Below are 10,440 nucleotides of genomic sequence, written 5' to 3' on the forward strand. Positions count from 1 at the left end.
CTATTAGCTATCGATCAAAAAGATAGTGGTAAATTAAAAGCTGATTTAGAAAAGTTGTATGCGGATATTTTAAAGAATCAAAATGAGGTAGATGTATTATTAGGAGATTTAAAAGCTTTTCGCGATAGAATGGCGAAAGATACAAATAGTTTTAAAGAGGATACAAATCAATTAACCTCGATTTTGGCGAGTACGAATGCTGGTATTCCAGCTCTAGAGCAACAAATAAATACATATAATGATTCGATCAAAAAGAGTAATGATATGGTCATTGCTGGTGGTGTACTTTGCGTAGCGCTAATAACATGTCTTGCTGGCGGGCCGATGATTGCGATTGCGAAAAAAGATATTGCAAATGCCGAAAGAGAAATAGCCAATTTAAAGGATAGAATTTCAGGAGCGCAAGCAGAAGTGGCAATTTTAACAGATGTGAAAAATAAAACAACAAATATGACAGAAACAATTGATGCAGCAATTACGGCACTGCAAAATATATCAAATCAATGGTATACGGTAGGTGCAAAATATAATAATTTACTACAAAACGTAAAAGGAATTAGCACTGAAGAGTTTACCTTTATAAAAGAAGATTTAAATACGGCGAAAGATAGCTGGAAGGATGTAAAGGATTATACAGAAAAATTACATGAAGGCGTGACGAAATAAACAGCGGACTAGTGCCGCTGTTTATTTTTTATCCCGTTTTTTGTGAGAGCCGAGCTTGTAATTTTACCCATAAGTTTGCCGTGTGTTTTATCAATGTAGCTTTGGGATAATGTTTGGTCAAATTGATACTAATAACCTCGATAAACTCCTGATCACGCTTTTTATATTTAATGTTTTAAGGGAAAAAGCTATACTATAAGCAAAACTAAAAATTGGAAAGGAAATACTAAAACATGGAAAATTATTTATTATTTATCCTTACAGCAATCCTAATCATAATAATGCCTGGTCCCGGTTTTGCCTTAGTTACAAAAAACACTATCTCGCATGGTAGAAATGGTGGGATAAGGACCGTCTTAGGAACGGTATCTGGAATGATGATTCATACAATAATGGCTACACTAGGACTCTCTGCTATCCTAATGAAATTTGCTATGCTATTTACATTAATAAAATATGCTGGGGCTTTTTATTTAATTTACTTAGCTGTAAAGTCAATTAAAAGTGCCTTTTCTAAAAAAGAAGATATGTCAGGTTCAGTGGAAATGAACTCTAAGGATATTGGTACGATTAAAAGTTTTAGACAAGGATTTACCACGGCAATCTTAAATCCGAAAACGGCTGTATTTTTCCTAAGTTTTCTACCCCAATTTATTGTGAGCAATCAGAGTCATCTCTTCCAATTTCTGTTGTTAGGACTCACATTTACGACTTTGACAGCAATATGGTATTTACTTTATATCTCACTAATACGTCAATTAAGAACCTTTTTACGAAAAGAAAAAGTGAACCGTACAATAGAGGGTATTACTGGTACAGTATTATTAGCATTTGGAGTTAGGTTATTTTTCCAAAAATAAATATGTATATGAAAAGAGAAATAATCAATGGTGGTTATTTCTCTTATTCACTTATTCTAAAACTACCATTATAGATTTCTAGAGGTGAGATGATTTTTTGTTGGGTATTTATGTTACTATCACTGTAAAAATTGTGAAGAAATGTACTTAAACTAACGGGACAGGATAGTTGAATAAAAATATTTTTATAAGTTAAATTTATTGAATATCATAAAATATTTATAATTAAACTTTTTTCTAAATCAACACTCGATGGCGAGGTGGTGTTACCTCAAATATAATTATTTTATTTGAAGGTCTCATTTTAATTTTTTCAAATCTTTTCATAGGTTGATATACAAAGACGTGTAGTGATAAGCCTATAACTGCAGTAATGTTTAAAATAATACTTATAATCATTAAAGACCATTCTATAACTGGAGAAAAGTATCCGTCCGTACTTAATGTAGAAGAACTTACAGCCATTCCGAACGAGAAAGCCCATCGCCTTTAGGCATGGGATAGCACAACATGCCCATCAACTTAAGAACAGAAACTTACGCTTGAACATAATATCAAATTTAGATGAGCAAAGCTATTTCAAGTGAATAGAATCCACTCTTTAAGAATACATAAAATATATACATACAAGCTTAGTCTGATCACTACATCATTAGTGAAAGTAGGATTTTATAGATTTTGGAGGAAGAGATATGAAAAAAAAGGTTCTCCTGTTTACAGATTTGGGGATTGATGATGCGTTTGCTATACTGTACACCTTTTTTCGTAAAGACATTCAACTTGTAGGAATTGTAGCCGATTATGGAAATGTATCCAGAGAAAATGCAATAAGAAATATTAACTATTTGAAGTACATTGCAGGAAGAGAAGAGATACCCGTATTCCTTGGTGCTTCTGTACCGTTGACAGGTATATTGATTCAGTATTTCCCTGAGGTACATGGAAAAGTCGGATTAGGACCTATCATTCCCCCTGAAATTTCATATCCAGTTTATCCTTTAAATGATATTTATCAAATTATAGAATCAAATTTAGAAGATCTTACAATTATCAATTTAGGAAGACTTTCTTCGCTAGCTACGACTTTTGTGTTGAATTTAGAAACAATGCGAAACGTAAGAGAATGCATTTGCATGGGGGGAGCTTTTTTCTATCCAGGTAACGTAACTGCTGTGGCTGAAGCTAACTTTTACTCAGACCCTTATGCAGCAAACTTAATTCTGCAGCATGCAAAGAACTTGACAATTATTCCTTTAAATGTGACTCAACATGCGATTGTTACACCCGAAATGGTCCAGCAAATTGATGCATTTCATCGGAATACACAGGACCTTGCAGGACTCATCATCAAACCTATGTTAGACTATTATTATAAATTCTACTCCAAGTCTAATCCTGGTATAAGTGGAAGCCCTATGCATGATTTTGTAACAGTGTGGTATTTGCTGAATCAAGAGGCTGTTGGCCTTTCAAGAGTACCCATTAAAGTAATTCCTGATCAAGGGGAAGGATTTGGTCAAAGTATTGCAGACTTTCGTTTTGCTACTAATCCAGGCTATAAAGCGCATAATGTAGCTTTTCAGCTTGATTATGAAAGATTCAAGAAGGATATTATGGAAACGTTTTTAAAGAAGAGAGTGTAACAGACTTTATTAACTTCAGATAATAGGGATTATTTGAATGAAATGCCACTTCACTTAACGTACAGGAATTCGACTTTTTTAGGTTGAAATTCGCTTAGCATATAAAACTTCCAAAATGTTGGCTGTATCCCATCACTATCAAGCTAACAAAACAAAATCCCCCTAAAATGAAAAAATCCGCTGACTTCTCAAAGTAATTAACTGTAGTGAAAGAAAATTTTTATTTTGGGGTACATTAAAACTTTAGCTTGATGGCCATGGGGTCTCGCCATCAAAACGTGAATTTTGTACGCTAAGGAATTTCTATGTTAAAAAACTTGGTTTTACCGTACGTTAAGGAAGTTCCATAAATAATATTCAATGTTTGTTATTGAAGGGTTTTGTTATCGTTACTACAGAAAGAACAAAAAGAATGAATTGAATATGAATCGATTTATCCCGCTATTTGCGTGCAGTAAGACTCCCACCTCAAAATTCGGGGGATTTAGGTGGGAGATCAACTGCCCGTAAAAGCCCGATTGGTGAGGGCTAATAATCAGTGGGGGATGGACAACCCCCCCACTGATTAAAGTTTCACTTTATCTGCTTCAAGATCATCTGTATTGAGTTTATGAAGCTACACAATAAAGTTTCATTGTATATACTAAGTGGAATAGAAGTTTAGGTGGATAAAATTCGGTAGTCGAAATTTCTTGCATAAAGCTGTATAATGCTTGTAACGAAAGGGAAATACAGGAAAGGGTTTGTAATAAGTTACTATGGAAAAAGATAAACAACAGTTAAGCGTTGAAGTTGCAAGATTATATTATCAATCAGATTATAGTCAGCAAGAAATTGCTAACAAATTAAATATTTCAAGACCGACGATCTCTAGATTATTAAAGTACGCAAAAGAAAAAGGATTTGTTCAAATTAGCATAGCCGATCCGTTTGCTGATTTAGATAACGTTGGGAATTTACTTAAAGAAAAGTACAACCTGTTAGAAGCGCATGTCGTATTTTCTCCAGTACCAGAATATGCAACGATTACGGAGTATATTAGTAAGTATGCTGCTGAGTATATGGAAAAGACCGTGAAAACTGGTGATATCGTTGGTGTAAGCTGGGGAATGACGATGTATGAAATCGCTAGAAAAATCGTGCCGCAACATGTGAAAGGTGTAGAGGTTGTCCAATTAAAAGGTGGCATTAGTCACTCAAGTGTAAATACATATGCGAATGAGACGATTGCTTTATTTGCAGATGCTTTTCAAACGACGCCAAGAAATCTACCCCTTCCAGTTATATTTGATAATGCAGTGACAAAAGAATTAGTGGAGCAAGATAGACATATTCATCACATTATCGAAATGGGAAAACAAGCGAATATTGCAGTTTTCACTGTTGGAACAGTGCGAGACGAAGCGCTATTATTCCGATTAGGATATTTCGATAAGGATGAAACGAACATTTTGAAAAAACAATCGGTCGGTGACATTTGTTCACGTTTCTTTGATGGAGACGGAAATATTAGTAGCGAAGAAATTAATAAGCGTACAATTGGAATTGAGTTAGAGGAACTTAAATTAAAGAAACGTTCTATTTTAGTTGCAGGTGGTAATAGAAAAGTAAAAGCAATTGATGGTGCGTTACGTGGCGGGTATGCAAATGTATTAATTATCGATCAGCATACGGCGAAGGAATTGTTACATTATCAAAAAGGTTAGAAATAAAAGGCTTTCTCAAAATATTAATTTTGAGAAAGCCTTTTATTTTCTTATGTATAAATGATAGGAGTCCTTCTTGGAACACAAACTTCCTTTTTAAAAATAATTATGGATATTGAGATACATACTACCAGTGTTAACATAAAAGTTTTGATTTCAACTTGTGATGTATATGAATTGTTTCTCAGCTAGAATGCACCGTATCTACTACAAGAAATTCCCTTTTGTAAAATAGTGAACAAAATTTCAAAAGTGTATTTACATTTGTTCAACTAAGAGTTAGAATGAAGTTGTTAAAAGATATGAGGAGTGAAGATAATGAACATTGCAAAGTTAATTGACCATACAATTTTAAAACCAAATTCTACTAAAGAAGATGTTATGAAAGTAATCGAAGAGGCAAAGCAATACAAATTTGCTTCAGTTTGTATTAATCCTACATGGGTAAAGCTAGCTGCTGAAGAATTAGCTGGACATGATGTAGACGTTTGTACTGTAATCGGTTTCCCATTAGGAGCAAGCACTACTGAAACAAAAGCATTCGAAACAAAAGATGCTATCGCAAAAGGTGCAACTGAAGTTGATATGGTAATCAACGTAGGTGCTTTAAAAGATGGCGACAATGAGTTCGTTGAGAAAGACATTTATGAAGTAGTACAAGCAGCAAAAGGAAAAGCTCTTGTAAAAGTAATCATTGAAACTTGCCTTCTAACAGATGAAGAAAAAGTTCGTGCTTGTGAATTATCAGTAAAAGCTGGTGCTGATTTCGTAAAAACTTCAACTGGATTCTCAACTGGCGGAGCAACTGCAGAAGATATCGCATTAATGCGTAAAACAGTTGGACCAAACGTTGGTGTAAAAGCATCTGGCGGCGTTCGTACACGTGAAGATGCAGACAAAATGGTAGAGGCTGGAGCTTCTCGCGTTGGAGCAAGTGCTAGTGTTGCAATCGTATTAAATGATGCAAAAGGTGCTACAGATAACTACTAATCAATAATGAAGTAAAGGGCAATAGATACACATTTAAAGTAAAGTGTATCTATTGCTTTAACAATTGAAAAAGATGTAAGCGGATACGAATGGGAGGAGACGGCTTATGAAATACTTAATCGGTGTTTTAGGCCTCGTATTGATTTTAGGTATCGCTTGGCTTGCTAGTAATGATAGAAAGAAAGTCAAATATCGCCCAATCATAACGATGGTTATATTACAATTCATTTTGGGGTTTTTATTATTAAATACAAGTGTAGGGAATATATTAATTAGCGGAATAGCAGATGGTTTTGGAGAATTATTAAAATATGCCGCTGATGGTGTGAATTTCGTATTTGGTGGATTAGTAAATCAAAAAGAGTTTTCATTCTTTTTAAGCGTATTAATGCCAATCGTATTTATATCAGCTTTAATAGGTATTTTGCAACACATTAAAGTATTACCTATTATTGTGAAATCTATCGGTCTAGTATTAAGTAAAGTAAATGGAATGGGGAAACTAGAATCATATAACGCGGTAGCTTCTGCGATTTTAGGACAATCTGAAGTGTTTATTTCAGTTAAGAAACAACTAGGATTATTGCCAGAAAAAAGAATGTATACATTATGTGCATCTGCGATGTCTACCGTTTCTATGTCTATCGTTGGATCCTACATGGTGTTATTAAAACCGCAATATGTTGTAACCGCTTTAGTGCTTAACTTATTCGGTGGCTTCATTATCGCTTCTATTATTAACCCGTATGAAGTTACAGAAGAAGAGGATATGTTAGAAGTACAAGAAGAAGAGAAAAAGACCTTCTTTGAAGTATTAGGGGAATACATTATAGATGGGTTTAAAGTTGCGATTACAGTAGCAGCTATGTTAATTGGTTTCGTTGCTCTTATCGCATTCATTAATGCAGTATTTAAAGGTGTAATCGGTATCTCATTCCAAGAAATTCTTGGTTATGTATTTGCACCATTTGCATTTATTATGGGTGTACCTTGGCATGAAGCAGTTAATGCCGGAAATATTATGGCAACAAAATTAGTATCGAATGAATTTGTCGCTATGACAGATTTAGCACAAGGAAACTTTAATTTCTCAGCTAGAACGACAGCGATTATATCTGTATTCTTAGTATCGTTTGCAAACTTCTCTTCAATTGGGATTATTGCAGGGGCAGTTAAGAGCTTAAATGAAAAACAAGGGAATGTAGTCGCAAGATTTGGTTTGAAATTACTTTTTGGTGCAACATTAGTAAGTTTCTTATCAGCAACAATCGTTGGCTTATTATTTTAACAGATTCATATAATATAAAAAGGAATGGTGATTACAATGAGAATGGTAGATATTATTGCGAAAAAACGTGATGGAAAAGAATTAACGACTGAAGAAATTAATTTCTTTATTAATGGATATACAGATGGAAGTATTCCTGATTATCAAGCGAGTGCACTTGCAATGGCAATCTTCTTCCAAGATATGACGGATCGTGAACGCGCAGACTTAACAATGGCAATGGTTGAATCTGGAGAAACAATCGACTTATCAGCAATTGAAGGTATTAAAGTAGATAAGCATTCAACTGGCGGTGTTGGTGATACAACAACATTAGTATTAGGACCATTAGTTGCTGCTTTAGATGTACCAGTAGCAAAAATGTCTGGTCGTGGTTTAGGACATACGGGCGGGACAATTGATAAATTAGAAGCAGTGGAAGGATTCCACGTTGAAATTACGAAAGAGCAATTCATTGATATTGTAAACCGTGATAAAGTGGCTGTTATCGGACAAACAGGAAACTTAACACCTGCTGATAAAAAAATCTATGCACTTCGTGATGTAACAGGAACAGTAAACTCGATTCCTCTAATCGCAAGTTCAATTATGAGTAAAAAAATTGCAGCTGGTGCTGATGCGATCGTACTTGATGTGAAAACAGGTGCTGGTGCATTTATGAAAACAGAAGAAGATGCAAAAGAATTAGCTCATGCAATGGTACGTATCGGAAATAATGTTGGACGTCAAACGATGGCAGTAATTTCAGATATGTCACAGCCTCTTGGTTTTGCGATTGGTAACGCTCTAGAAGTGAAGGAAGCAATTGATACTTTAAAAGGTGAAGGTCCAGAAGATTTAACAGAATTAGTACTTGTATTAGGTAGCCAAATGGTTGTACTTGCGAAAAAAGCAAATACATTAGAAGAAGCTCGTGAAATGCTAATTGAAGTTATGAAAAACGGAAAAGCAACTGAGAAATTTAAAGAGTTCTTAAGCAATCAAGGCGGAGACAGCTCGATTGTAGACAATCCAGAAAAAATGCCACAAGCGAAGTATGTAATTGATGTACCTGCAAAAACTTCAGGTGTTATTTCAAACATTGTTGCAGATGAAATCGGTATCGCAGCTATGTTACTTGGTGCAGGTCGTGCAACGAAGGAAGATGAAATTGATTTAGCTGTAGGTTTAATGTTACGTAAAAAAGTTGGCGACGCAGTAAAAGAAGGTGAGCCATTCGTAACGATTTACGCAAATCGTGAAAATGTAGAAGATGTAAAAGCAAAAATTTATGAAAATATTTCTATCTCTGAAACAGCAGTGGCTCCTAAATTGGTTCATACAGTTATTACTGACTAATCATAATTACATTTACTTTGAGGAGGAAATAATATGGATAAGAAAAAATATATTGAAGAAGCAAATAAGATGTTATCAAAAGCGTATATTCCGTATTCAAAATTTCCTGTTGGTGCAGCGTTAGTTACGAAAGAAGGTAAAATTTATACTGGTTGTAATATAGAAAATGCTTCTTACGGTTTATGTAACTGTGCAGAAAGAACGGCAATCTTTAAAGCAGTATCAGAAGGTGAGCGTGACTTTAGTTACTTAGTCATTACAGGCGAAACGGACGGACCGATTTCACCATGTGGTGCATGTAGACAAGTTATTGCTGAATTTTGTAATCCGAAAATGCCAGTTTTACTAACGAATGTAAAAGGCGATGAAAAAGAAGTGACTGTAGAGCAGTTATTGCCTGGTGCCTTCTCAATTGAAGATTTAAAATAAGTTAGAAGGCCATTCCACAATTAATAGTTGTGGAATGGCCTTTTTATTTTCAAGAAATAAAAAACCAAACTAACAATGTAATACTCTGTTCATATTCCGTTCATAAACTTTGCGTAAAATGATTGCAGTGAATATGGAAAGTGACGATATTAATTGTCGTTCTACAGCAGGAGGAATATAATGAAGAAATTATATAATGCAGCATTCATTTACTTAATTATTGGTTTATTATCAGGTGTATTTGCTAGAGAGTATACAAAAGCGCAAGGAATTAAAGGATCCACTATGTTGCAATTAGTGCATACACACGTATTAGTGCTCGGCTTCGTATTCTTTTTGGTCGCTTTGGCTCTATTTAAAGTATTTAATGTCCGTGAAACAAAAAGTTTTCGTGCATGGTTTGTTGTGTATAACATAGGATTAATTTTTACAATCGCTACAATGGTATTTAGAGGTATTTTACAAGTAAACGGAACAGACTTTAACGGTTTAAGCCATATGGCTGGATTAGCTCATGTCATTATAAGTGTCGGGCTTGTTTGGTTTATGATTTTGCTCAAAAAGTCTTTTAAATAGATAGGGGTGGAGAGTATGAGTTTAGCACTTTTATCAAGTATCGTAGCAGTTTGCATGGCCGTTGGAGTAATGTTTCTTCGATTTAAGTCAGCGAAAAAACCGGTAACGAAAAAGAAAATTATATTACCGCCAATCTTTATGAGTACTGGCGCATCGATGTACTTCTTATCAGAGTTTCGGTTAACATCGTTAGAAATAGTAGAGGCAATTAGTATAGGACTTATTTTCTCTATATTTCTTATTAAAACATCTAAGTTCGAAATAAAAGGTGAAGACATATATATGAAACCGTCAAAAGCGTTCATATTTATTTTAGTTGGATTATTAGCTGTACGAGTAGGACTTAAATCATATTTAAGTCAATCGATTGATTTAGCACAATTAAGCGGGATGTTTTTCTTACTTGCCTTTGCGATGATCGTATCGTGGAGAATTGCTATGTATCGCTCGTATACTAAATTAGAAAAGACAATAAAAAGAGCTGGAATTTCTATATAGGAATTTCAGCTCTTTTTATGTTTTTTGAAATGTGGTCTTATGCGCGGAACTCATTTACTAAATTTCAAACGATCTTTAGCATCTTGTAATGCAACTGGTGTAACATTAATACCATTTGGATCAACAATTTTTGTGTTTAATAAAATGGAATCTAGGCTTCCACGAAATGTTTTTGTATAGTTTTGACGCAACATTTGTTGTTCTTGTTTTTCATCAACTGTTAATCCAGATGTTCTTTCTTTTTTTGCTAATTCGTTAATGCGGAATAAAATGTTTTGCATTTGTTTTCACCTCTATTTAATTTTAGTTAGTTACTTATTAATTTATAGTTATTTTAACCTATCTTTTAGAAAGTGTCAATGTATATAAAAAAGCTTTTTGAATGGTAAAAATGAGAGGTGTAAACAACTAATACTTGAAATATAAAAAACGTTAATATACAATAC

General features: G+C 34.1%; 12 protein-coding genes. 10 read left to right on the top strand and 2 right to left on the bottom strand.

Annotated features, from left to right (window positions below):
* Both AB3X48_RS12930 and AB3X48_RS12935 read left to right on the top strand, forming a co-directional pair.
* Positions 1-666: ClyA family alpha-helical pore-forming toxin (locus tag AB3X48_RS12930; RefSeq protein ID WP_367959645.1), on the top strand; the 666-nt coding region annotated here is incomplete at its 5' end.
* A 233-nt stretch (positions 667-899) separates the two neighbouring features.
* Positions 900-1,526, top strand: a complete 627-nt coding sequence (locus tag AB3X48_RS12935) for a LysE family translocator (RefSeq protein ID WP_002202409.1) — start codon at positions 900-902, stop codon at positions 1,524-1,526.
* Positions 1,527-1,763: 237 nt separating this feature from the next.
* Here the strand turns inward: AB3X48_RS12935 and AB3X48_RS12940 are convergent, their stop codons facing one another.
* Positions 1,764-1,991 (bottom strand): hypothetical protein, encoded by a 228-nt coding sequence (locus AB3X48_RS12940; protein WP_080025014.1) that lies wholly within the window; start codon positions 1,989-1,991, stop codon positions 1,764-1,766.
* A 227-nt stretch (positions 1,992-2,218) separates the two neighbouring features.
* Between AB3X48_RS12940 and AB3X48_RS12945 the strand changes: the two genes are divergently transcribed.
* The 8 genes from AB3X48_RS12945 to AB3X48_RS12980 all read left to right on the top strand — a co-directional run bounded on the left by AB3X48_RS12945 (position 2,219) and on the right by AB3X48_RS12980 (position 9,994).
* Positions 2,219-3,169, top strand: coding sequence for a nucleoside hydrolase (locus AB3X48_RS12945; RefSeq protein WP_002158329.1), 951 nt, complete (start codon positions 2,219-2,221; stop codon positions 3,167-3,169).
* Between the two features lie 758 nt (positions 3,170-3,927).
* The gene (deoR, locus tag AB3X48_RS12950; RefSeq protein WP_002202408.1) at positions 3,928-4,875 is read left to right on the top strand and encodes a DNA-binding transcriptional repressor DeoR; all 948 of its coding nucleotides are present in this window, start codon (positions 3,928-3,930) and stop codon (positions 4,873-4,875) included.
* Positions 4,876-5,193: 318 nt separating this feature from the next.
* Positions 5,194-5,865 carry a deoxyribose-phosphate aldolase gene (deoC, locus tag AB3X48_RS12955; protein WP_002012110.1) on the top strand — a complete coding sequence of 224 codons (672 nt, stop codon included), beginning with the start codon at positions 5,194-5,196 and terminating at the stop codon, positions 5,863-5,865.
* 106 nt (positions 5,866-5,971) lie between these two features.
* Positions 5,972-7,153 (top strand): NupC/NupG family nucleoside CNT transporter, encoded by a 1,182-nt coding sequence (locus AB3X48_RS12960; protein ID WP_002158326.1) that lies wholly within the window; start codon positions 5,972-5,974, stop codon positions 7,151-7,153.
* A gap of 36 nt (positions 7,154-7,189) precedes the next feature.
* Positions 7,190-8,491 carry a pyrimidine-nucleoside phosphorylase gene (locus tag AB3X48_RS12965; RefSeq protein ID WP_002158325.1) on the top strand — a complete coding sequence of 434 codons (1,302 nt, stop codon included), beginning with the start codon at positions 7,190-7,192 and terminating at the stop codon, positions 8,489-8,491.
* A gap of 33 nt (positions 8,492-8,524) precedes the next feature.
* Positions 8,525-8,920, top strand: coding sequence for a cytidine deaminase (locus AB3X48_RS12970; protein ID WP_002158324.1), 396 nt, complete (start codon positions 8,525-8,527; stop codon positions 8,918-8,920).
* 180 nt (positions 8,921-9,100) lie between these two features.
* A complete protein-coding gene (locus AB3X48_RS12975; RefSeq protein WP_002158323.1) occupies positions 9,101-9,496 on the top strand; it encodes a DUF2871 domain-containing protein in 396 nt (131 codons plus the stop codon).
* A gap of 15 nt (positions 9,497-9,511) precedes the next feature.
* Complete coding sequence (locus AB3X48_RS12980) at positions 9,512-9,994, top strand: CcdC family protein (protein ID WP_016104524.1); 483 nt, start codon at positions 9,512-9,514, stop codon at positions 9,992-9,994.
* A gap of 50 nt (positions 9,995-10,044) precedes the next feature.
* Here the strand turns inward: AB3X48_RS12980 and AB3X48_RS12985 are convergent, their stop codons facing one another.
* Positions 10,045-10,275 carry a DUF896 domain-containing protein gene (locus tag AB3X48_RS12985; protein ID WP_002118300.1) on the bottom strand — a complete coding sequence of 77 codons (231 nt, stop codon included), beginning with the start codon at positions 10,273-10,275 and terminating at the stop codon, positions 10,045-10,047.
* Between the last annotated feature and the right edge of the window lie 165 nt (positions 10,276-10,440).

The sequence above is a fragment of the Bacillus sp. S4 genome (assembly GCF_040838205.1).
Taxonomy (GTDB): domain Bacteria; phylum Bacillota; class Bacilli; order Bacillales; family Bacillaceae_G; genus Bacillus_A; species Bacillus_A cereus_U.